Origin of the sequence: Paenibacillus terrae HPL-003, assembly GCF_000235585.1 — a bacterium.
In the GTDB taxonomy this organism is placed as follows: domain Bacteria; phylum Bacillota; class Bacilli; order Paenibacillales; family Paenibacillaceae; genus Paenibacillus; species Paenibacillus terrae_B.
In genome coordinates this window covers 2,275,445-2,297,977 of record NC_016641.1, presented here as the reverse complement: position 1 = coordinate 2,297,977, position 22,533 = coordinate 2,275,445, and the positions used below count along the sequence as shown (strand labels likewise).

Sequence of the window (22,533 nt, the reverse complement as noted above, 5' to 3'; positions counted from 1 at the left end):
AATAAGACACCTCTTCAGCAGTGTAGTGAAGACGCTGAGTCTTTCATCTACAAGCAAAGAGGTGTGTTGATAGTATTTGGAATATCAAAAGTTAAAACGGCGATAATTTACAAATGTTAATTTTGAGATTTTATAGGAGTAACATGAAATAGCTGTTTTGAATTTGAGTCATCTAAATTCACTTGTACTTGATAATTTGTTGAATTCGTAATAATAACCATTACTGTAGGATCATATCCCGAAGCTTTGATTTGTTCCAAATCAAACTCGACCAATTTGTCGCCCATTTTAATTTGGTCATTTTCCTTCACCAACGGGTTGAAATGTTGTCCCTTTAATTTCACGGTATTAATGCCGATATGAATCAAAAGTTCTATCCCGGAATCAGATACAATGCCGATTGCATGGCCAGTTTTGTAGACACTGCTTACCGTACCATTAACAGGCGCTGTAACGGTTCCATTGATTGGGACAATCCCTGCCCCTTTCCCCATCGCCTCAGAAGCAAACACTTCGTCGTTTACATTGGTTAAAGGTACAATTTGCCCCTCCACAGCCATCATAACTTCATTCGGATTTGCTTGAATCTCTGTAGAATTTGTCACAGTCTTATTAGACACACCGAAGAAAAACGTTAAAATGGCCGCTCCAAAAAAGGCAATAATCAGTCCAATAACTTCCCCAAGGAAACCTTGCCCTAGATATGTTGGAATGGCTAACAAACTTGGGAATGTAAATGTGGATGCGTGCACCTCAAAAGAACCAATAACAGCGCCTCCAATACCCGCGGCAATCATTGCGCAGTAGAATGGACGCTTTAATTTTAGGGTTACACCGTAGATTGCAGGTTCCGTAATTCCAAAAATAGCTGAGATTGCTGCTGAGCCCGAAAGCCCTTTAATTTTGGGGTCTCTAGTTTTCAAAAATACACCGAGAGCTGCGCCAGCTTGGGAAAGTACAGCTGCACATACGATAGGCAACCATTGATCGTATCCTTGGTTAGCAACATTATTGATCATTAGCGTAATCAACGCCCAATGGACTCCTAACATTACGATGGATTGATGGAAAGCACCCAAGATCAACCCGGCGAGTAGCGGCGAAAAACCATAAATCGCTAACAAAACCCAGGCGAGCAGATCACTGATCTTAGTTCCTAATGGCCCAATCAAAGCCAAAGTTAAAGGCAACATGATCACTAACGAAACCAAAGGGGTTAACATGTTACGAATCGATTCGGGAAAGAATCTATTCAACACAGGTTCCAAGTAGGAAAGCCCCCATATCGATAACAATATAGGAAATACAGATGCAGTATACGTAATTGGAACAATTGGTATACCAAAGAAATCAATCGTCTGGGAGTTGGACACAATTTCCACCAAGGATGGATGAATCAGTGCGCCGGCCAACGATACGGCTACGAATTGATTAACTTTTAGCTTTTTGGCCGCTGTAAATGCCAAGAATATTGGCAAGAAGTAGAAAATGGCATCACTTGCTGCATTCCAAACTTTATACGCACCACTATCAGTCGACAACCAATGCAAAGTTGTGACTAAGGCCAGAATCCCTTTTAAAATTCCCGATCCAGCTAGGGCTCCAAGAAATGGTGTGAATACAGCAGAAACAAAGTCCATTAATTGGCTAATAGGATTAAATTTCCTTCCATCGCTTTCTGAAGCGCTTTCAGTATTGGCAGAAGCATGTACAGCCATTCCAGGTAACGAAGTTAGCTCCTCATAGACTTGAGCTACAGAGTTACCAACGACTACCTGATACTGCCCAGCACTATTAACAACCGTTATGACCCCATCTGTGTTTTCAATCTTTTTGGTATCAGCAGCACTAGCATCATTTAGTTTGAACCGCAATCTTGTAGCACAATGCCAAACCGCATTGACGTTTTCTTTACCACCCACGCCGTCGAGAATGTCCTTTGACATTTTTTTATAACTCATTGTTATCCCTCCTGGTTAAATGCCCGGATCATTCTTGCAAGTGTCGTGTGACTGGGATGACACAAAATGATCCGGGGATGCCTTATTCTTTTTAGTCAGTTCTCATCTGAATTACTTATGGATGGATAAAGATCCTCACCGTTTGAATCAATAACTTGCTTATACCAGTGAAAACTATCTTTATAGTGGATTTGTCCACTTCCACTTCCTTCATCATCATAATCCACATAAATAAAGCCATATCTCTTGCTCATTTCAGCAGTACCCGCGCTAATGATGTCAAATGGAGCCCATGAGCAATAGGCAAAGATATCCGCTCCTTCACGTATTGCCTTTTTCATAGCTGCAATATGATCCCGATGATATTCAATACGATAATCGTCATGAACATGATTATCGCCTGTTAATACATCCTTGAATCCAATGCCGTTTTCAGCAATCATCATAGGAACATGGTATCGGTCCCAGTACTTGGACATACAGAGATACAAACCTGATGCATTTATGGACCACCCCCATCGATTCGCTTTTAAGTGGGGATTCTTAACGGTAGAATTAGGGTCCATCGAATTCTCGCTAGCTTTAACGGTATTGGACCAATAATATGAGACTGCAAGGAAATCAGCTGTGTTGTTCCGAAGCAAATCTATTTCAGATTCAGTAATCTTTAACTGAATGCCGTGATCTTCGAAGTAAGTGAGTGCATATTCAGGATATTCTCCTCGAATGAGGACATCGCTATAAAAATATTGCATTCGATTTCGCCTGAAGTTTAGTTCAACATCTGCAGGTTCACATGAGTAAGGTGCAGTTAACGTATCGGCTAGCATCACGCCCAATTGAATCGTTGGATTAAGTTTGTGGCCAAACTCGGTAATTTTTGCGGACGCTACAAACTGATGATGTACCGCTTGAAACTTAGCTTGCTCGTAGTGATCTACTTTATCCTTTAGTATCCCTAGAGAAGCAAAAGCTTCTTTGTGGACAAGGTTAATCTGATTAATGATAATCCAGTACTTAACCGTCTGGTGAAATCTCTGAAGTACGGTTTGTCCGTACTTCACAAAATAATCGATCAATTTGGGATTCGCCCAACCTCCATATTGCTCTACCAAATTCAGCGGCATTTCATAATGGAAAATCGTCACAATGGGTTCTATATTTTTCTCTTTCATGTATTCAAATAATCGATCATAGAAGGCCAAACCGTACTCATTCGGAATTTCGTCATCTCCATTTGGAAAAATCCTGCTCCATGAAATGGACAAACGCAATGCTTTTACATGCATCTCAGCGAGGGCATCAATATATTCTTTATAACGATCATAAAAATGAACACCTTGTCGTTTAGGATAAATGTATGCTCCATTTTTATACCGTTCGAATGTTTCAGAATCCATATCATTAAAGTGCAGATCAGTAGGATCAGCGCCTGGAACAAATGGCTGAATATCAGCAGTACTTAACCCTCTTCCATCCTTGCGGTGTGCACCTTCTGCTTGGTTGGCCGCAATAGCCCCTCCCCACAGAAAATCTTTTTTTATGTCTCTCATGTATGTCTCCTCCAGCCGAATACCAGATTAAAATTTTTGAACAACAATAACTCCTGCGATAACCAAAAGCGCCCCCAATAATCGAGGAATATTCAAAGTGTGCATAGTCGCCCCAATTAATCCAAAATGGTCAATAATAATCGATACGATAACTTGTCCTGCCAGAACGTAACCGACAGTCGCTGCTACACCAATTCTGGGCATAAGGATCGTTGTTGCCAACACATAGAAAGCGCCCAAAAGTCCACCTGTCCACATCCACCAGGGTGCTTCGAGCCACTCTTTTTTGACAAACGCCCCTTTTGTGAAGAATGAAATGATAATTAACGAAGCAGCTCCTACCGTAAACGAAATGGCTGAGGCGGTAATAGGTGAACCAACAACCGTCCTTAACTGAGAATTAACGCTGAACTGAGTAGGCAAGGCCATCCCTGCCAGTAATGCAAATATCATAAAAAAAATAGCCATTGTACTGTTTTCCTTTCATAAAACGGGATGATCAACTCTACGAACCATAATGAATAAAGCGTTCTCAACTGATTCCATTTATAATGTAAAACCAATGTCTGTAAACAAGGACTATGGGTAAGTTTTCAAACTGGTATCCAAAACATGATGATATTTCCTCCTCTCGAAAGCCAAAGAAGTAAAACTCTAGATGCGTCCCAATGAATACCCCAGCCGATCTTAAGTGATAAATAACGTTTTTATCATTGATCATTCATTGACAACCCGAGTATAATTTACACAGAGTAATAAGTAAAATTAATAATTAGTATAGGGGGTATACTCAAAACTTATATGAATATAAATTATGAACTCTATAAAATTTTTTATATCACTGTAAAGGCCGGAAGTATGTCTAACGCAGCAAAAGAACTATTCACATCTCAATCTGCCGTCAGCCAGTCTATTAAATTACTAGAGAGTAAACTGGGAGGCCAGCTGTTCCATAGAAGTGCACAGGGGGTGTCTCTTACTTCGGAGGGAAAGATACTATTCCAATATGTAGAGCAGAGCTACGAATTATTACAGGCAGCTGAGAGAAAGTTTGTGGAGTTAAAGAATCTGGATGCCGGCGAACTAAGAATAGCTGTAAGTACAACAGCATGTAGTAATTTCTTGATGCAATATTTAGAAACGTACTCTTTGTCGTATCCTAATATTGAAATTTATATTAAAGATCAATCTACGAATACCACAATTAAGCAGCTGGAATCAGGCGAAATAGATATAGGAATTATAAATTTAAATGGAAAACAGGATTCGTTGACAGTGATCGGAAAAATTGAGATACAGGATTGTTTTGTCGTGGGTGAAAGGTTTAAAGAACTTTGTGAAATCGAAATTTCTTTAACTGAGTTGGTGGCAAACTATCCGATTAATTTATTGCAGAAAGGGCTTAATACAAGAAATTACATTGAAAGTGTTCTTGCTTCATATCAGTTGAAAGTAACACCGAAAGCAGAGTTAAGCACCATGGAATTGCTGATAGAGTTTGCAAAAAAAGGATTAGGTGTATCTTGTGTCATCAAAGATTTTATTTACAAAGATGTTGATCAAAAGGAGTTGTTTGTCGTACCTATTAAAGAGGAAATTCCAAAAAGATATCTAAGCATTGCCATCAAAAAAAATCTTCCTTTAACCTCTGCAGCCCAAAAGTTTATTGAGTTGTTCCAGAGTTGTCCAATCTAAAAACATGAGACAAAGAGTAGAGATTCCAAACTCAGGGATACCAGCACTTCTCAGCATATCCTTAAATTCTTTAGGATCAGGGTTCACATAGTTGACCATTTTTCCTGATAATTCAGAAAGAATTACTGCAATCTCTCCGAAAGTGTACAGTTCGCTTCCAGTCAGTGCCTCTCAGCGGAAATTAGAAAATGATCTTTCAATCCCATTGAACTAACGTTCCCAGTTAGTTTAATGACCTTCGTCCCGTCTGCAATGGAATAACTCCAAAATTATGCTTATTACTAAGGCTCATGTATAGAGAGGGCTCATTCCTTCTGATTAATCATTAATCTACATTGTTAAAAACTCTTTATGACTAACTTTCTTGCTTGATCTATTGTTTCATTGATAATTGTTGCAGCCGATTGGTTGTTAGCTAACCTCAAACCTTGTCCAGCCCAGAGTGACATAAACTCTGGGTCTTTCGCTATTGCTGCAGCCTGTCTAATATCCCGTGTCATTATGTGCTGAATGGGATAAGGAGGAATATTACCAGGATACAATTGCATGTCGCGAATAAATTCTGTACTAATGCCACGTGCTGATTTGCCCGAGTATGCACATGTAATTACAGTAGCGTCCTCGTTAGCCGAAAGTATCTTTTGTTTGTACGTTGGATATGCGCCACTCTCCGTGCAGGCCAAGAAAGCTGTACCCATTTGAACGGCTGTTGCTCCTAAAGCTAGGCTCGCTACGAGCCCGCGTCCATCCATGATTCCTCCTGATGCGATCACGGGAATTGAAACATGGTCAACAATTTGGGGAACTAGAGCTATGAGTCCGATTAAGGAATCGGATGCGTTCTTCAGAAATGTTCCTCTGTGTCCTCCTGCTTCACTGCCTTGGGCCACAATTGCATCTATACCTGATAATTCTAGTTGTATAGCTTCATCTACTGTTGTAGCAGTACCAATTACAAATGTTCCGCGGTGCTTCAAGCTTTGAATAACATTGTGTGAAGGTAACCCAAACGTGAAACTAAAAACAGGGACGCGCTCTTCTAGCACTACCTGTATCTGATCTTCAAACGATTCTGAGTATTTTGGAAGTGATGGATTATGTGGAATACCAAGTTCATTGCGGTAGCTGTTAAGGTAATCAGACATTTTAGCAATCGTTTCTTCTGATTCCTCCGGCTGCTCAAAGACAAACAAATTAACTCCGAAAGGCCGGTCGGTTAACCCTCTAATCTTATTGATGGTAATACGAAGTTGTTCAGGGGTTAAATACCCGGCCCCTAGGTTGCCCAGTCCACCTGCGTTTGAAACTGCTGCTACTAATTCGGGAGTCGTTGGCCCGCCTGCCATCGGTGCCTGAAAGATCGGATAGGTAATGTTGAGCTTGCGTGTTATCAGTGTTTCAAACATTATTGAAAGCCCCCCTGTTAATTATGGTTTACTTTTGCCCTCATTTGGACTGGGACATGCAATTTAGTTCAGTTTTGCTCAATATGACTGTCCCAAAAATCAATATAATAACTGCTAAAGCAAGCACCGAAGCTGAAATAATAAGTGCCAAACTGTAACTATGTGCTGCTTCCAAAATGAACCCAGCCCCAATCGGACCTATTATTTGCCCAATACCAAAAAATCCAGTCATTAGAGCAATAGCATAATTGCTATTGGACTGTCGTACCATGCGAGCTGCAGCAAGTGAAAGCATAGATATTCCCATAAAAGTTCCTCCAAAAAGGATCGATCCTATTACTACACCTATTATATTAGGCATGATTATAGGCATGGTTACTCCAAGTGCTTGCAAAATAAGTGCAGTAATTAGAGGTTTAATATAACTTGCATGACTTGCCCACCAAGACCAAAATAAGGGTGATGGAACTGCTGCTAGCCCCACGACAATCCAGCTAAAATCGGCAAAAGCTGAGATATTGGGCATTTGTTTTACCATTGCTACTAAAAATGTCGCACTTACGATATAACCCAGTCCTTCAAGTCCATAAGCTACAAGAAGCCAGACGAAAATAGAATGAGGCAATATCAATGAATGTTTAGATGCAGAATTCGTTGATAAAGGTTGGGGCTTAGCGTCATGGATATAAGACCAAATGGGTAGAGTAAGAATCAAACTGACGACAAAAAAACCTATCCAGGCTCCCCGCCAAGTGAAATGGCTAAGAAAAGGTGTAGTTAACCCTGTTAGGGCAATACCGGTACCAACTCCGCCATAGAAAAAGCCTACCCATTTTTCACGCTTGTAAGAAATCAGGGCATCCATTACTAAACTTGATGATAAAACGTAAATAAGACCACTACTTATTCCAGCTATGAAACGCAAAAACAACCATCCAATAAAAGATGAAGTGATCCCCATAAGCCCTGTAGAAATGATACATAGAATCAAATGAATCCGTAGGTGGTGAGCTCGCCGATTTCCCCAGGTAATAAAACCTGCACCAAATCCAGCGATAAGGTAGCCCAAATTATTACTACCAGCCAAATACCCCGACTCCGTCGCTGTAAGATGAGTTTGTGACTGCATCAACGGGAGTATGGAAGTATAGGAAAACCGACCAATGCCCATCGCAATAATTAGCATAACGAACCCAGCAATCATTGTCCGCGTAGAATCATTAACTTGAGTCCTAAATAACTGCATGAGAATTGCCCCTTTCAAAAATCATTTTACCCGCCTTTATATATCACGTAAAATGAACATAAACGATTTTCATTATTAAAAATATCAATACTTAATACGGAGGTATCACAGTGGACATCCGGGACATGCAGATTTTTTTGGCTGTTGCCAATGAGGGGAGCTTTACCAGGGCAGCCAAGAAGTTAGAATACGTTCAATCGAGCATAAGTATAAGAATTCAGAAACTTGAAAGTGAGCTAAAAACAGAGCTATTTCATCGCGGACGTCAGGGAATTCGGCTCACATCATCCGGAGAGGCGCTAAAGTCTTACGCTGAGAAAATTATCTTCCTCACTCAAGAAGCAGAACGCGTTATATCTGATAGTTCAATCCCTCGTGGACCTCTTCGAATCGGATCGCTTGAAACTACAAGTGCGATTCGGCTTCCATTTATTCTCGCTGAATACCATAAGTCTTATCCCGAGGTAGATTTAATACTAAAAACGGGAACGACAGAGGAACTCATCCATTCGGTTTTAAAGTACGAGTTGGACGGAGCTTTTGTGTCCTCACCAGGTGAGTATGTAGAGCTTGAAACAATAGAAGTTGGGATTGAAGAACTCGTACTCATATCAGGAGGGCAAACAACGCCAATCAATCGACCGGAACAACTACGCCATCTGACCATATTTGTTTTTCGCGTTGGATGCCATTACCGTCGAATACTAGAGGATTGGTTGCACTTAAAAGGCATTCATGCAAAAATCATGGAATTCGGAACTTTGGAGGGGATTCTGGGGTGTATTCATGCTGGTCTCGGAGTTTCGCTTTTACCTTTTTCGGTTATCGAAAGAGCCATGATTAAATATAACTTACAATATCACCAAATCTCGGATGAACTCATTAGAATACCAGCTCTATTCATACGCCGCAAAGATACTTATAAAACAGCCGCTATATCCGAATTTATTAGGGTTTCCAAAGATAGATTCAATGATATCTAATGATAAAACAATGCAGTAACCGATATTAGGACTGGTTGCTGCATTGTTTTATTGGAACTAATCTGCCCGTTCTCTTAATAGCAGCGCCAGTCTAATACTTTATTTTTTGTCTAAAACTTTATTTTCACAAGACATCTGAAAATCACCGACTTCTCAAAACATCACCATTTATTATTCATCACCATATAAAGTAGAAAAACCTTGATTCATCAGTGTTTCTGACAAATCAAGGCCCTCGCTCTGTCTCAATTATAATGGTTACTCACACAAATCAAATTCAATCCTATATCTTATACGCCCTCATAGCTTTTCTTAACTCTTTAAAAGTAGGACGTTTCCCGTACATTAAGACGCCAGTACGGTAGATCTTGGCGGCTAGCCAGCCGAAAAACAGGATGGATGCGACCAGAATGGCAAGTGACAGCCAGATTTCCAGGAGGCTCGCCCGCTCCAGACCAATCCGCAGCAGCATGACGGTCGGCGAGAAAAATGGAATATACCCGGCGACCTTGACGAACATCGTATCAGGTGCGGCGATATTGAAGATACCGATATAAAAGGCTGCCAGTGACAACACGGTAATCGGCATGACCGCCTGCCCCAATTCTTCGGTACGGCTGACAATGGAGCCGACAGCCGCAAACAGTACCGCATACAAGAAGTAGCCGAGGATGTAGAAAACCAGACCATAGCTAAGCACTGCGGTATTCAACTGCGACAAATCCAGCCCAGCCGAGCTGAGGATGACGCTGTTATGCGGCAGCATGAGGTTGGCGCACACCACAGCGGCAAAAACAGCAATTTGCATCAAGCCCACCAGGAAGATACCAATAATTTTCCCAAACATCTGGGTCAACGGAGATACACTCGTGATGAGGATTTCCATGATACGCGAGCTTTTTTCCGAAGTCACCTCTGATGCAATCATATTGCCCGTCATCATCGACGAGGTGAAGAACAAAATCATGAGTACATAGACCAAGCCATAGTTAATCAGGGAAGCTTTTTTATCCTCTGTTCCGGCAGCACGACCTGCCTCAGACGGACTGTTCAATTCTCGGCTGTCCACGGTTACAGGTGTGCTTATTTCACGGACTTGTTCACGGGTCAATGCATTTCCGCCAATCATGGCCTTGACCTTTGCCTCCTGAAGTCCGGTTTGCAACAGTGTGATTACAGCCGTGGACGGCACTTTTTCAACCGATACGTACTCTACCTTGGGAAAAGCTTCTCCCTTTGCGGTAGGCTGCGCGAGCTCCACATAGCCTTGCAGCTCCCCGTCTTTCAAGGCTTGCTGCATTGCTGGAGCTTGTGCGTTGTCATAACGCACCCAGGTAGCTGCAGGGTTGGACTGAGCCTTCGTAAATTCCTCCAACTGATCCGCGATCTCGGTCCGGCTTCCGGTGATCAGTCCCAGACGCTGATGCTCAGCAGCAGATTTACCGGAACCCCCTGCGCCGCCACCCATCCCTTCTCCTTTAAACAAAGAAATCAGATACGGCAAATTCATACCAATAGTAATGAGCAATGCCAGCACCAGTGTCGTAATAACAAAAGATTTGGTTCTCGCCTTCTGGCGAAACGTAAAACCGATAACCGTACCCAGCCTATTCATGAGAATCACCCACCTCTCGTATGAAAATTTCGTTCAGAGTAGGCTCTTTAATTTCAAAATGCTCTACATCTGTTTGCTCCAACGCCGTTTGTAAAATCAACTTGGCCGCATCCGGCTGTTCAATATGCAGCATCCAGCCCCGGTCCATTCGCTCTACACGGCACACACCGGGCAGTTGTTCCAGTCCGTTCACTTCGCCAGTCGTGATAAGACGAACTTTTTCACGCGGGTAGCGGCCTTTAATCTCTCGCACACTACCCTGCACAACTGTATTCGAACGATGCAAAATCGTAATATGGCGGCACAGCTCCTCCACATGCTCCATACGGTGAGTCGAGAATAAAATTGCAGCCCCTTCGTCCCGCAACTCCTTCACCGTATCCTTAAGCAGCTCGACGTTCACAGGATCCAGCCCGCTGAATGCCTCATCCAAAATGAGCAACGTCGGGCGATGCACAACGGCTGCAATAAAGCCCATTTTCTGCTGATTCCCCTTGGATAATTCTTCAATCCGCTTATTGTAATATTCAGGCACGCCGAAGCGCTCCAGCCAATAACGCAGACTTTTGTCCGCCTCCTTGGCCGACATTCCACGCAGCCTGCCTAAATAGTTAATTTGCTCGCTCACCTTTACCTTGGGATACAACCCTCGTTCTTCTGGCAAATAACCCATCGTCCGCTGAAGCTCCTTGCTATACGGCTTGCCCTCATATTGAATGCTTCCCCCGTCAGGATAAATCAGACCGAGTACCATGCGCATCGTTGTCGTTTTGCCGGCCCCATTACCACCCAGCAATCCGTAAATCTCCCCACCGTTCACATTCAGCGAAATTCCGTTGACTGCTGTATGGTTTCCATATTGCTTCACAACCTGCTCCAATTGCAGCATACTCATGAATCTCCAGCCCCCTTGTTCTCCCCTAAACTCGCTGTACCTCCCGGGATTTGTCCCGCAGACCAATGTACTAAAATATCATCCAGTTCCAAACGCCGCACACGGATGGGGCGAATACCCGCTTGTTCCAATATGGCGCTGGTCTCTCCGGCTGCCAACGTTACAATTCGCTGTAAATTCCCATCACTCTCCGTCTCTACAACTCCCGGAAGCTCCGATGCCTCCTCTGGTGTACCTTCAAACCACATTTCCTTGCCATTTTCGAGCAAATGGTCTTTTTCCAGCTTGCCGAGCAGCCTGCCATCATGCATCAGGACAATATAATCCGCCAAACGCTTGATCTCGTCCATGATATGGGTAGCAATAATGATCGTCGTTTTGCCGTTCTTCATACAATCCCGCAGTTCCTCCAGCATGATTTTCCAGGCAAAAGGGTCTAAACCGGATGAAGGCTCATCCAGCAGCAACACACGTGGGTGCGGCGCCAAGGCAGCAGCCAGTTCGAATTTCCGGCGCTGTCCCTTGGACATACGCGATAATTTCGTATGTGCTGGAACCTGAAAACGGTCCATTAGACGCTGAAAACGTGTTTCATCCCAGCCGGGATACCACAAGGCTCGAAAAGCCGCTGCTGCTTCTGCCGTTAATCGATCCTCCTCGCGAACCGGCTGCTCCGGTATATACCCAACCCATTGTCGTGTATCTGCCGGCATACCGTCGGGGTATGCTTGACCGAACCAACGAATCTCACCGGAATCCGGATGAACAAGCTGAGTCAGCAAATGAATCAATGTGCTTTTCCCTGATCCGTTATGTCCAGCCAGAGCGACCACATATCCTGGTTCAACAGTTAGATTAATCGGCCCAATATTCCGGTTACCCCGGGTTTTATAGACCTGGCTCATCTCAATAATTGGTACTTTCCTCTGTATTTGCGTAGGAACTTCCACATGATTGTTCACAGCTGTCACTCCTTCACCTGGACTTCATACCTTCTCTTCACCATTTCTGCGAAAAGCTCCAACAATTCCTGTTCTGTCATCTGCACAGCAATGCCTGTGTCAATCGCCGTTTCCAACGCCTCGGTCACCGCTTTAAGGCGGTAACCTGAGCGCATATCATCCTCGACCAGAGCGACAAAGGTGCCCGTTCCCTGCCGGGTACGAAGCAAGCCCTCGTTCTCCAAATCCTGATAGACCCGCCGGACGGTGATGACGCTGCAACGGAGCGTTCCCGCAAACTCACGAATGGAGGGAAGCAGCGTTCCCGCTGCAATCTGTCCGGTTACAATGAGTGAACGAAGCTGCTTTTCAATCTGCGCATACAGCGGTTCCGCGCTATTCTCATCAATTTGCACTGGAATATTCACCTGCTTTCCCCCCCTTTTTAGTTACTTTTGTACACATACTACTAAGTTAAGTCCCGTTTCATGAGCTTACGCTGTGTCACCCGATAGGACACTGACATAGCTAGAATGCCTGCTAACAATGCTCCCCACATCACCGGAGACAACAGCTGCCATTCCTTGCTATAAAATGCCGTTATCGATACCAGATTGGCCCCACATACTCGAACTATAATCGTAACTATCCCACAAATAAGCATGATGACAATGGATATCCAAAAGTAGGATTTACCTTTTTTAAGAAATTCCAAATGAATATACATGGCTTGAATCAGCATTCCGTAGCCTATCCAGGTAAGTGCAAACGATACAAAGAAACCTGTACTGGCATATACCCGAAACGTAGCTGACAACGTAAACAAGAGAGTAAAAAATATCACACTATTCACAACAAACGCCAAAAGCGCCTGTTGAATTCGACTCATAATCACCGCATTCATCGGTATAGGCAAGGTGCGGAAAAAGGCTAGCATATGCGTATAGGAATCTTCCTGAAGATATTTAAATGCACGGCGGTTATAAATGAATCCGAGAAACGGAATCAACGCCAGCATAATAAAATCGGCTACTGGACTTAAGTTTCCACGTTCACCCCATTGCACACTTACCGCAAAACTCATGGTAAATCCCAAATACGCAATAAACAGCAATGTCCACAGCATGACATATGGATTGTTGCGAAAATCGTGCCGGGTAATCTTCCATGCCTGCTTGATAATTGTCATTTTCTTATCCTGATCCCTTCTGCACTGCTTGTGTAATAACGACCTCGTTCTCTCTTCATACGAAGTAATTATTACAGTAATCAGTGTTATCACTGTATATATCTTTATACACAGTATATAAACTAAGAATTACACCTGTCAACACCTGAATGTAAATTGTGCGTACAATCACAAAAGCTCGTCAGGACCTATGCTACTCTGTAAATGATAAACGTTCTCAATCAAGGGGATGAACAAATGGATAAGATACTGCAGTGGGATGAGCCGATATTTAACCTTGTTAACCGTTACCCCGAAGTGAAGGACATTATGGTAGAACTGGGTTTTCACGATATCGCCAAGCCTGGCATGTTACAAACCGCCGGTCGTTTTATGACACTGTCCAAAGGTATTGCATTGAAAAAAGTAGATATGGAAACCGTGCAGCGGACATTTTTGCAACATGGTTTTACTATTCAGAAATAAAGGAGCGAACTATCATGAGCGAGCTGATCAATAACCGCGAACACACAGCACAGGAATTAACGGAACGCCAACAAACGCTAAAGGAAATTATAAAAGAATTGCATGCCGGAAAAAGCGTGGATGAAGTCAAAGCGCGCTTCGCAGTGGCAGTTGGCGGGGTGAGTGTGGCAGAAATTTCGGCCATGGAGCATGCCCTAATGACCGAGGAGGGGATCCCCGTGTCGGAGGTGCAGCGTCTCTGTTCCGTCCACACGTCGATATTCAAGGGCTCGATTGAGGATATTCACCGTCCTTCCGGACCGGAGGAACAGCCGGGACATCCCGTTCATACCTTCAAGCTGGAAAATCGGGAGATCGAACAATTGGTCAACTTCAAGTTGTCATTGCACGCGGACCAATTTCAAAAGGACGACAGTCCCAAAATTATCTACAAGTTACTGGAAGATTTAAGTCTGCTGCTCGATCTCGACAAGCACTATAGCCGCAAAGAAAATCTGGTCTTTCCTTATCTAGAACGCTATGGAATTTTTGGCCCAACCAAAGTCATGTGGGGTGTGGACGACAGCATTCGTGCCGCGATTAAGGAGGCAAAGAGTCTGCTCACCGAATATAACGGAGATCGTGAACAGATTGGGAAGGCGCTTGCCCATATCATGAGCGAAGTGAATGAAATGATATTCAAGGAAGAGAATATTTTGCTGCCGATGGCACTCAGTAAGCTGACAGAGGATGAGTGGCTGAAAATAGCCCGGGAAAGCGAGGAAATCGGGTTCTGCCTGACCGCTCCCGAACGTGAATGGATACCTGAACGGGCAGAGGAACCTGCAGAAGCCCTTGAGCAAACAGAAGGCACATCTGGAACACCGCAAGGCTTCGTGAGATTCGAGACGGGGATTGTATCCGTCCAACAATTGGAACTGCTGTTGAATCATCTACCCGTTGACCTGACTTTTATCGATGAAAATGATATTGTTCGCTATTTCTCTCACGGCAAAGAACGGATCTTTGCCCGCACAAAAGCCGTCATTGGTCGTACCGTACAAAATTGCCACCCGCCGCAAAGCATGCATGTCGTTGAGAAGCTGCTGGAGGATTTTAAGGCCGGCCGCAAGGATGCTGAAGATTTTTGGATTCCAATCAAGGACAAATTTGTCTACATCCGTTATTTTGCCATCCGTGATGCAGAAGACCGCTATCTGGGGACGCTGGAATTCACGCAAAACATCGCACCTATTCGTGCCTTGGAAGGGCAGAAACGGATTTTATCTGAATAATCACCATCCGCTACAAAAAGATTGCTCGCCGTATTCCTGTCGCCTCCAGCTAACACCAAAGAAGTCTTCCTCCACATTACATGTAGAGAAAGACTTCTTTCTATTTGCTCAGTCCGCTATTTATTTTCCAATCCATAAGCCACCATGTTCAGGTTTTTGTCGCCCATTTTTATAAGATGCTGCTCTACTACAAGCTTGGCTCCCAGTTGTTCATAAAAATAGCGAGCTGGATTTTCTGCTAACACCCAGACTATGGCAGAGTGAATGTTCATACTGCTTAAATGTTGAAGAAGACGCATGAATAATTGCTTTCCCAATCCTAAACTATGGTATTCTTTTAACACATAAATAGCAGTGACCTCTCCCTCATACGGGGGATATTCACCTGACTTTTCCGGCCCTCCACTCACAAATCCGATGATTTCCCCCTTCTCAGTTTCAACCACATATACCTGATGATCGTCTTCACTGGATATATTTGATTTCCACAGCTCTGTTCTTTGCTCATAGGAAAGTCGTTCCAGGACCTCAGCGGGTATGATATTTTTGTAGGTGGTTCTCCAGCAATCCACATGTACCTCAGCGATACCTGCCGTATCTGATATCGTCGCTTCTCTGATAATCATTTTGCTCCACTTCCATTTCCAATATTATGCTTTCTATTATACCGACGAGCCCATTCTTGATCTATAATAAGGATTACCATTGTTTACGGAAGCTCGATGCAACGACAATCCCTTTACTAATCATTCATTACTGGAGGATTTGACTTGAATAAAATCATTTCATTCTACGTTCCGCTTGGCATCTCATCATTGATTGCCGCGCTGACCCATGTCATCGTCAATGCCGTACTCGCACGCTCGGAACATCCTTCGTTCACATTGAGCAGCTATGCGGTGGCAGTCAGCCTGTGCCTGCTACTGGAAACCCCGTTAACCGCCGTACGACAGATGACCACGAAATTCGGATATGACCTCCAATCCGTTCGTTCCATCGGTATTTTATGTGCGTGTGTAGCGGCGGCTGTACTGGTCATCGGCTGGAGTATTGGTCTTACACCTGCTGGTAATCTGGTCTTTCACTATGTATTCGGCGTATCTCCGGCCTTGATCGAGCCCACCAAGAGTGTGTTTCAGGTGCTTACTTTACTGTACATATTAGTAGCCGTCCGCAACATCTATCAGGGGCTTATTATTAACAAGCACCGTACGGCCTGGATGACATTCAGCTCGTCCATTCGTATTATCGCGATGCTGGTTGCAGCCTGGTTTCTAATTCGTGCAGGCTGGACGAATGACGGACGAATTGGCGCTGCCATCTTTATTGCAGGTATCTTCATTGAATTGGTCGTTACTTTTTTGGAAGGCCGCGTTTTGAAAAGAAAGCTTCCGCCCGACAACGGCGAGCAAACCATCCACCGTGCAAGCCATCTGCTTCCTTTTTATCTCCCCTTGCTGTATTCGGCACTGGTGCTGGTTGTTCTGAATCCGTCTATACAGGCTGCGCTGAACAATACAACCGATCCATTATTGGCCGTAGCCTCCTTCTCCGTGGCTCTGCAAATCCTGAATCTGTTCGTCTGGTTTTGCAGTTCCCTGCATCAGATCGTCATTCAATTCTATACGAGCAAGCGTCGGGAGGTTCTGATATTTTTGAGCGTTCTGTCCGCCCTGTCGCCGTTATTATTGCTGCTGCTGTCCTTTGAATTTGCAGGTGACCCTATTTTGCGGAATGTGTTGGGACTGGAAGGGGAACTGCTGGTGGAAACGAGAGGATTGCTTCGCATACTTTCAATCTATGTAGCATTTTATCCATGGGTAGAATATTTCATCGGACAGTCGATATTGATCGGCAATACCAAACCTATTTTCATCGGCAGATTGTTCTCCGTTTCCTTTGCGATTCTCGCGCTCATTCTATGCATCTCCTTTTTTCCGGGGCTGGACGGACAGGTGGCAGGAATCGTTATGGCCGTTTCCTCACCCGTCGAGTTAGGTATCTATCTGTGGCTTTACCGGAAAATCTCTCTAAACACGATGAACGTGTCATCCTGAAATAAAAAACCTGCCAAGAGAGCCCCTCGCACATGCAGCTCAAATGGGACTCCCTATGGCTGTACCGATCTTTATGCGGTCAAAATGTACGGGCCGTTCTTCGTGATCGCAATCGTATGCTCATATTGTGCGCCCCAACTGCCGTCCGCCGAGGTGATGGTCCAGCCATCATCCTCCCACAATACAGCCCCCTCCGTTCCGAGGGTAAATACCGGCTCAATGGTAATCACCATCCCTTCGCGCAGCGGTAACCCCGTTCCGGCACGACCATAGTGCAAAACATCTGGTGGCTCGTGCATCTGACGACCAATACCGTGCCCGATCAAGGGCTTCACGATGCCGTACCGCCGCCATCCCGCGGCTTTTTCCACTGCGTGCCCAATGTCCCCCAGCGTCCTGCCTGGACGAGCGACTTCAATTCCGCGCACCAGTGCCTTATGCGTTTGCCTTAGCAGCCTCGCTACCGGGCGACTGACGTTACCTACTGCATAGGTCCAGCCTCGGTCGGCCAGCCAGCCGTCCTTATTGACGACGATGTCGATGGTCACAATATCCCCGTCATGAAGCACCCGCTCCGAGGGAAATCCGTGGCATACCACCTCGTTGACCGAGGCGCAGGTGGCATAAGGAAAACCCTTATAGCCTTTTTGTTCAGGCGTAGCTCCGCGCTTGCTCAAAAATTGCTCTACCCACGCATCAATTTCCAGCGTCGTCATTCCCGGAAGAATACGACTCTCCAACGCACGATGGCAATCGGCCAAAATACGTCCGGCCTCCCTCATATAGCCGATTTCCTCTGGTGTCCGTATGGCTATCTCCTCCATTGGAATCCGCCTCCTTTAGGCATACATATTCACTAAACCTATCCCATTGTATGCAGGGCGGACACAAAAAAACCGTCTCCTCTGTGGATAGACGGTTTATAAAAGTCGTATTTCTATGTTTTGCGGGTCATCGAACCCTTTAAGATACTGAAGAATTCATGCGACCGAGTTCGTTTTCCACCACCATGGTCAACTCTTCCTCATACCCTCCTGTAATCCGGTATTTTCGCACATATTCCTTTACAAATTTTTTGGGATCCTTAGGCCGGAAAATTCGAGTCATTTCCCGCAGACTTTCCTTAACTTCATTGTGACCTTTCGTTGCCATGTTACTCCCTCCCAAAACGTTGAAAATAAGTGCTCCGTTGAAGAGAATGCCGAAAAGTATTGATGTCCTTATGCAGTGAAGTAGTATGTCTAATGCAGCTTAGGTCGGGAACGCCTTATGCAAGGCATGTACCTGACACTATTATTAACCGATTTTCTATTGGCTGAATCACTACCTCAGTATAACATATTCAAATACAGCTTTCAGCTTTCCAGCAATTTTACATATAATTTACCCAAATTTTACGTTACACGTCATATATGGACGGCCCTTTTGCTGGTCAGGACAGCATACCTTATTTATCGGCTTTTGGAGTGTATCTGTTTGGGGTAAAATAAATAAACATACAAGGAGAATGGATGCGAACGTTCCTGAAATGAGCTACATGTTCTTATTGAATAATAGGGGGCTAGACATGATGGAAGCCGCAGCACCAAAAGTTTTAATATTATATGCCAGCTACGGAGAAGGCCATGTGCAGGCCGCCCGAGCTATTATGGACAGTTTGCGAAGGCTCGGACGCTGCGAGGTTCAGTTACTCGACCTGATGGCTGAATCCCACCCCTGGTTGAACAGTTTAACCAAATTTGTCTATATGCAAAGCTTCAAAACTATTCCCGGGCTTTACGGTTGGGTCTATAACATAACCCGTGAAATGCAGGCTAAATCGGCCTTTGGCAGTGTGCTGCATTCCTTTGGGATGCGCCAGCTTGCGCTCACTCTGGAAAAGGAAAAGCCTGACCTTGTCATACATACGTTTCCGCAGCTCGCTCTTCCGGCGTTACGCCGCAAATTGGGGATGAAGCTGCCCATTGTGAACGTGGTTACGGATTTTGATCTGCACGGGCGCTGGCTGCATCCCGATATCGACCGCTACTATGTGGCAACCGAGGATATAGAGCAGGAGGCTGCACAGCGGGGAATCCCTTCCGAACGGATTGTCGCCACAGGCATTCCGATTCATGCTTCATTTTATAAAAGCTTCCATGAAGATACTGATCCAGAAGATGCTAATGCTCTTGAGGATTATCCAATTCCACCGTCAGATCCAGGAGCTACAACACTGCTTATTATGGCAGGTGCCTATGGTGTGATGTCTGGTATATTGGACATCTGTCGGCAATTAAGCCGTCTCCCGCAGTTGCGACTACTGATCGTCTGCGGACGTAATCCGCAGCTAAAAGCCGAGTTGGATGCGCTGTATGCAGACCACCCCGATATCCGTATCTTCGGATTCGTCGACTATGTTCCCGCACTCATGCGCGCAAGCGATATGGTTATTACCAAACCCGGCGGCATCACTCTTTCGGAAAGCATCGCCTCCGGGTTGCCCATCCTGGTATTCAAGCCTGTACCCGGTCAGGAGCTGAATAACGCCCTGTATCTGGAGCAAAAAGGAGCCGCTCGCATTGCCCGTAATACGCAAGGGCTGATTCACCATTGCGTCGACCTGATCTCCAATCCCTCTCTCGCTTTAGGAATGAAACAGTCGATTGAGCAACTGCGCAAACCTCATCCCGCAGACCGGATTGCCGAGGATATTTTGCACCAGCTTGTGGATAAAACCCCTTCCATACGGACAAATTAAACGAAGAATAAGCCAGACGGAGGGGATACCAATGGAACGCAAAGGAAAGGATTTGCTCCCGCTAACGGGTGAGAAGGTAGAAGTAGACGGTATTTATATCGATGAGGACGGACATGAGCAACATTTACATCGGGGACAGCATTTTCCCTCTGATGTTGTTTTAGGCGATTCCGAGTGGAAAATGACCGAATACGCCTTTGACAATCATCATGACGGACGTACCGATGAACGACTTGTCCCCAAAGAGGATGACGAGAATAAAAAAGGTAAGATTACACATCCACGCCGCCGTTTACAACGCGGAGACCGTTAACATGGGAAGGAAAGCATCTGAATGAAATATCCACAGACAGGTATATCTTGTTGATATATTGTGCATAATTTGTGCATAAAGAGTGGATACAACCTATGTTGTCTACAACTTGTGCACAAATTGTGTATAAAACCCGTTTATTTTGTGGATAAACATTATGGAATAGTGGATAAATTGCGTACAACCTGTGTAAAAATTGTGGATAACCTTGAAAAAAGGGTGAGCGAAACCTATTCGTTCACCCTTTTTTTGTATTGGGGGTACCGCCAGCAAAACGCAGATTTACAACGTTAAGGAGATTCAGACCACCTTTTATTATTGCCACTTAAATAAGTTCCAACGAAATTTTTATCCCGTATCCTTAAAAGAAGTATTCGGCTGCTGTTCGAGAAAAAAGTCCTTTACCTTTACCTTTACCTTTACCTTTACCTAGACCTTAGTCGGGGAAAAATATAGCCTTCAGGCGGTTTATTAATTTGCCTTCTCCCCTTTATCCTTGAATTAAGAAAGTAAGCAATGATTAATAATCAATTATAAAAATCAAAAGGGAGAGAAGGTAATTGAAAAAAGTATGGCGTTTCATCGTATATGTGTGCGTTTTTATTCTGGTTGTGGGAGGAACCGGAGCGATCGGTTTCATGAGCACGATGCAGGAGGCTATGTCGGTTTACGATAAGCCGGTTCCTGCTTCTGTACAAAGCATACAAGCTCCTGCCTATGATTCGAAAAAGCCGACAGTGGCCGTTATTTTGGCGAATGAAGTGACCGAGGTGTTCGATTTCCTCGTACCATACGAAATGTTCTCCATGACGGGCTCGTACAATGTGTTTGCGGCAGCTCCCGACAAAAACATCAAATCGTTGACAGGCGGCCTTGATGTCGCACCGCATTACACTTTCGACGAATTGGACAAATTGACGGGCAAAGGTCCGGATATAATCGTGATCCCTTTCATGCCGATTTTGGATGAGGCGAAATACAGGCCTGTCCGCGATTGGATAAGGAAGCACTCCGGCAAGGAAACGACCTTGTTGTCCATCTGTAATGGGGCGGAAAATTTGGCGGATACAGGCCTACTGAACGGGAAATCTGCGGCAACACATTGGGGAGATATCGGCAGGTTGGAAAAGAAATACACCGATATTACTTGGAAAAGGGATCAGCGTTTCGTGCCTGATGGCAATATGGTCTCCTCAGCCGGCCTGACTTCGGGGATCGATGCCACACTGTACGTCATATCCAGCCAAATGGGAGAGCCGACAGCGAAGAAAGTGGCGAAGGAAATGAATTACCCTTCCTACGATTTTGTTCAGCATCCGCAAATGGAGCCTTTCACGGCCGGATTGAGCGATATCGTCTATGTCTTGAACAATGCATTTCAATGGAGTAAGAAAAAGAACGGGGTGCTGCTGTATGACGGGGCCGACGAGCTGATGTTGTCCTCGGCTTTTGACACGTACGGGGCTTCCGGTACGACGACAACATTGACGATATCAAGCAAACGCGAGCCAATCGTTACCCGGCACGGTCTGAATCTGATCGCCCGATATCAAATAGCGGATGCTCCGAAACTCGACAAAATGATTTTTGTGGGGCCGGACGTTAAGACGCGCGCTGCAGGCGATATCCGAAACTGGAACGAGAACGGCGGAAAGGCTGAGCAGCTTTACCTGCACAGCGATGCGCCGGAGCGGTTCGCGATGGAGCCTGCATTTGAAGATTTGGCAAAGCAGGAAGATATCTCGACGGCAAAATTCGCCGCCAAGCGGCTCGAGTACCGTGCCACAAGCCAGCTTAAGCTTGAAGGAGCGTCTTTTTCATACGAAGCATTCGGCATACCAATTGGTGTCGGCTTGTTGTCTCTATTCGTCGTTTATTTGGCAGACAGACGTTTCGTAAGAAGAAAGACCGTTTCCGCATAAAACGGGAAGCCAATGAAGCATCGCAGACGACCTGGTCTGGATGCTTCTTTTTCTTTGATCCGAGAGAAGTCACCACATTGGAATCATAGCGTCCGTTGAACCAGGTATAGCAACAAAGCCGGATACACCGTTAGCGTGGTGAAAACTGGCTTTTTATGTATGAAAAATTCCTTAGTGTTGTAAATTCGCGTTTTGCTCGAGATACCCCTATTTCTATACACGTGGCTTAACTTGAACTTTTCTTGCCGGGATTGGCATAACCTTCATTCCTGTCCTCA

21 protein-coding genes are annotated in these 22,533 nt (G+C 44.8%); 8 read left to right on the top strand and 13 right to left on the bottom strand.

Going from position 1 to position 22,533, the window contains the following annotated elements:
* Window positions 1-116 precede the first annotated feature (116 nt).
* The 3 genes from HPL003_RS10530 to HPL003_RS10520 form a co-directional block, all read right to left on the bottom strand.
* Complete coding sequence (locus tag HPL003_RS10530) at window positions 117-1,961, bottom strand: beta-glucoside-specific PTS transporter subunit IIABC (protein WP_014279616.1); 1,845 nt, start codon at window positions 1,959-1,961, stop codon at window positions 117-119.
* 95 nt (window positions 1,962-2,056) lie between these two features.
* Window positions 2,057-3,514 carry a glycoside hydrolase family 1 protein gene (locus HPL003_RS10525; protein ID WP_014279615.1) on the bottom strand — a complete coding sequence of 486 codons (1,458 nt, stop codon included), beginning with the start codon at window positions 3,512-3,514 and terminating at the stop codon, window positions 2,057-2,059.
* 27 nt (window positions 3,515-3,541) lie between these two features.
* Window positions 3,542-3,982 carry a DMT family transporter gene (locus tag HPL003_RS10520; protein WP_014279614.1) on the bottom strand — a complete coding sequence of 147 codons (441 nt, stop codon included), beginning with the start codon at window positions 3,980-3,982 and terminating at the stop codon, window positions 3,542-3,544.
* Between the two features lie 333 nt (window positions 3,983-4,315).
* On the opposite strand from HPL003_RS10520, the gene HPL003_RS10515 reads away from it, so the two are divergent.
* The gene (locus HPL003_RS10515; RefSeq protein ID WP_014279613.1) at window positions 4,316-5,209 is read left to right on the top strand and encodes a LysR family transcriptional regulator; all 894 of its coding nucleotides are present in this window, start codon (window positions 4,316-4,318) and stop codon (window positions 5,207-5,209) included.
* Between the two features lie 338 nt (window positions 5,210-5,547).
* On the opposite strand, the gene HPL003_RS10510 is transcribed toward HPL003_RS10515, so the two are convergent.
* Window positions 5,548-6,615 (bottom strand): NAD(P)H-dependent flavin oxidoreductase, encoded by a 1,068-nt coding sequence (locus tag HPL003_RS10510; RefSeq protein ID WP_014279612.1) that lies wholly within the window; start codon window positions 6,613-6,615, stop codon window positions 5,548-5,550.
* Window positions 6,616-6,655: 40 nt separating this feature from the next.
* Window positions 6,656-7,819: a YbfB/YjiJ family MFS transporter gene (locus HPL003_RS10505; protein WP_238533504.1), complete on the bottom strand. Its 1,164-nt coding sequence runs from the start codon at window positions 7,817-7,819 to the stop codon at window positions 6,656-6,658.
* 152 nt (window positions 7,820-7,971) lie between these two features.
* Between HPL003_RS10505 and HPL003_RS10500 the strand changes: the two genes are divergently transcribed.
* Entirely contained in the window at window positions 7,972-8,844 is an 873-nt protein-coding gene (locus tag HPL003_RS10500) for a LysR family transcriptional regulator (RefSeq protein ID WP_014279610.1), read from the top strand.
* Between the two features lie 283 nt (window positions 8,845-9,127).
* On the opposite strand, the gene HPL003_RS10495 is transcribed toward HPL003_RS10500, so the two are convergent.
* Genes HPL003_RS10495 through HPL003_RS10475 form a run of 5 tightly spaced genes read right to left on the bottom strand, consistent with a single transcriptional unit; the run spans window position 9,128 to window position 13,484 of the window.
* Window positions 9,128-10,459 (bottom strand): ABC transporter permease, encoded by a 1,332-nt coding sequence (locus HPL003_RS10495; protein ID WP_014279609.1) that lies wholly within the window; start codon window positions 10,457-10,459, stop codon window positions 9,128-9,130.
* Window positions 10,452-11,354 (bottom strand): ABC transporter ATP-binding protein, encoded by a 903-nt coding sequence (locus HPL003_RS10490; protein ID WP_014279608.1) that lies wholly within the window; start codon window positions 11,352-11,354, stop codon window positions 10,452-10,454. The genes HPL003_RS10495 and HPL003_RS10490 overlap by 8 nt, the downstream gene beginning before the upstream one ends.
* A complete protein-coding gene (locus HPL003_RS10485) occupies window positions 11,351-12,316 on the bottom strand; it encodes an ABC transporter ATP-binding protein (protein ID WP_014279607.1) in 966 nt (321 codons plus the stop codon). The genes HPL003_RS10490 and HPL003_RS10485 overlap by 4 nt, the downstream gene beginning before the upstream one ends.
* Window positions 12,317-12,321: 5 nt before the next feature.
* Window positions 12,322-12,723, bottom strand: coding sequence for a GntR family transcriptional regulator (locus HPL003_RS10480; protein ID WP_014279606.1), 402 nt, complete (start codon window positions 12,721-12,723; stop codon window positions 12,322-12,324).
* 41 nt (window positions 12,724-12,764) lie between these two features.
* Window positions 12,765-13,484, bottom strand: coding sequence for a hypothetical protein (locus HPL003_RS10475; protein WP_014279605.1), 720 nt, complete (start codon window positions 13,482-13,484; stop codon window positions 12,765-12,767).
* A gap of 237 nt (window positions 13,485-13,721) precedes the next feature.
* Between HPL003_RS10475 and HPL003_RS10470 the strand changes: the two genes are divergently transcribed.
* Both HPL003_RS10470 and HPL003_RS10465 read left to right on the top strand, forming a co-directional pair.
* Window positions 13,722-13,949, top strand: a complete 228-nt coding sequence (locus HPL003_RS10470; protein ID WP_014279604.1) for a DUF1858 domain-containing protein — start codon at window positions 13,722-13,724, stop codon at window positions 13,947-13,949.
* A gap of 14 nt (window positions 13,950-13,963) precedes the next feature.
* The gene (locus HPL003_RS10465) at window positions 13,964-15,223 is read left to right on the top strand and encodes a DUF438 domain-containing protein (RefSeq protein WP_014279603.1); all 1,260 of its coding nucleotides are present in this window, start codon (window positions 13,964-13,966) and stop codon (window positions 15,221-15,223) included.
* A 116-nt stretch (window positions 15,224-15,339) separates the two neighbouring features.
* On the opposite strand, the gene HPL003_RS10460 is transcribed toward HPL003_RS10465, so the two are convergent.
* Window positions 15,340-15,849, bottom strand: coding sequence for a GNAT family N-acetyltransferase (locus tag HPL003_RS10460; RefSeq protein ID WP_014279602.1), 510 nt, complete (start codon window positions 15,847-15,849; stop codon window positions 15,340-15,342).
* Window positions 15,850-15,993: 144 nt separating this feature from the next.
* Here HPL003_RS10460 and HPL003_RS10455 point away from each other — a divergent pair, with 144 nt between their 5' ends.
* Entirely contained in the window at window positions 15,994-17,280 is a 1,287-nt protein-coding gene (locus tag HPL003_RS10455; protein ID WP_014279601.1) for a hypothetical protein, read from the top strand.
* A 71-nt stretch (window positions 17,281-17,351) separates the two neighbouring features.
* Here HPL003_RS10455 and map read toward each other — a convergent pair whose 3' ends face one another.
* Both map and HPL003_RS10445 read right to left on the bottom strand, forming a co-directional pair.
* Window positions 17,352-18,104: a type I methionyl aminopeptidase gene (gene map / locus HPL003_RS10450; protein ID WP_014279600.1), complete on the bottom strand. Its 753-nt coding sequence runs from the start codon at window positions 18,102-18,104 to the stop codon at window positions 17,352-17,354.
* Between the two features lie 139 nt (window positions 18,105-18,243).
* Window positions 18,244-18,432: a hypothetical protein gene (locus HPL003_RS10445; RefSeq protein ID WP_014279599.1), complete on the bottom strand. Its 189-nt coding sequence runs from the start codon at window positions 18,430-18,432 to the stop codon at window positions 18,244-18,246.
* Window positions 18,433-18,850: 418 nt separating this feature from the next.
* Here HPL003_RS10445 and HPL003_RS10440 point away from each other — a divergent pair, with 418 nt between their 5' ends.
* The 3 genes from HPL003_RS10440 to HPL003_RS10430 all read left to right on the top strand — a co-directional run bounded on the left by HPL003_RS10440 (window position 18,851) and on the right by HPL003_RS10430 (window position 22,255).
* Window positions 18,851-20,020 carry an MGDG synthase family glycosyltransferase gene (locus HPL003_RS10440; protein WP_014279598.1) on the top strand — a complete coding sequence of 390 codons (1,170 nt, stop codon included), beginning with the start codon at window positions 18,851-18,853 and terminating at the stop codon, window positions 20,018-20,020.
* Window positions 20,021-20,051: 31 nt separating this feature from the next.
* Window positions 20,052-20,333 (top strand): hypothetical protein, encoded by a 282-nt coding sequence (locus HPL003_RS10435; protein ID WP_014279597.1) that lies wholly within the window; start codon window positions 20,052-20,054, stop codon window positions 20,331-20,333.
* Between the two features lie 560 nt (window positions 20,334-20,893).
* Window positions 20,894-22,255 (top strand): DJ-1/PfpI family protein, encoded by a 1,362-nt coding sequence (locus tag HPL003_RS10430; protein WP_014279596.1) that lies wholly within the window; start codon window positions 20,894-20,896, stop codon window positions 22,253-22,255.
* The last annotated feature ends 278 nt before the right edge of the window (window positions 22,256-22,533 follow it).

Coding starts and splice junctions, on each gene's coding strand:
- HPL003_RS10530 (WP_014279616.1), bottom strand. CDS start 1,961: ATGAGTTATAAAAAAATGTCAAAGGACATTCTCGACGGCGTGGGTGGT.
- HPL003_RS10525 (WP_014279615.1), bottom strand. CDS start 3,514: ATGAGAGACATAAAAAAAGATTTTCTGTGGGGAGGGGCTATTGCGGCC.
- HPL003_RS10520 (WP_014279614.1), bottom strand. CDS start 3,982: ATGGCTATTTTTTTTATGATATTTGCATTACTGGCAGGGATGGCCTTG.
- HPL003_RS10515 (WP_014279613.1), top strand. CDS start 4,316: ATGAATATAAATTATGAACTCTATAAAATTTTTTATATCACTGTAAAG.
- HPL003_RS10510 (WP_014279612.1), bottom strand. CDS start 6,615: ATGTTTGAAACACTGATAACACGCAAGCTCAACATTACCTATCCGATC.
- HPL003_RS10505 (WP_238533504.1), bottom strand. CDS start 7,819: ATGATTGCTGGGTTCGTTATGCTAATTATTGCGATGGGCATTGGTCGG.
- HPL003_RS10495 (WP_014279609.1), bottom strand. CDS start 10,459: ATGAATAGGCTGGGTACGGTTATCGGTTTTACGTTTCGCCAGAAGGCG.
- HPL003_RS10490 (WP_014279608.1), bottom strand. CDS start 11,354: ATGAGTATGCTGCAATTGGAGCAGGTTGTGAAGCAATATGGAAACCAT.
- HPL003_RS10475 (WP_014279605.1), bottom strand. CDS start 13,484: ATGACAATTATCAAGCAGGCATGGAAGATTACCCGGCACGATTTTCGC.
- HPL003_RS10470 (WP_014279604.1), top strand. CDS start 13,722: ATGGATAAGATACTGCAGTGGGATGAGCCGATATTTAACCTTGTTAAC.
- HPL003_RS10465 (WP_014279603.1), top strand. CDS start 13,964: ATGAGCGAGCTGATCAATAACCGCGAACACACAGCACAGGAATTAACG.
- HPL003_RS10460 (WP_014279602.1), bottom strand. CDS start 15,849: ATGATTATCAGAGAAGCGACGATATCAGATACGGCAGGTATCGCTGAG.
- map (WP_014279600.1), bottom strand. CDS start 18,104: ATGGAGGAGATAGCCATACGGACACCAGAGGAAATCGGCTATATGAGG.
- HPL003_RS10445 (WP_014279599.1), bottom strand. CDS start 18,432: ATGGCAACGAAAGGTCACAATGAAGTTAAGGAAAGTCTGCGGGAAATG.
- HPL003_RS10440 (WP_014279598.1), top strand. CDS start 18,851: ATGGAAGCCGCAGCACCAAAAGTTTTAATATTATATGCCAGCTACGGA.
- HPL003_RS10435 (WP_014279597.1), top strand. CDS start 20,052: ATGGAACGCAAAGGAAAGGATTTGCTCCCGCTAACGGGTGAGAAGGTA.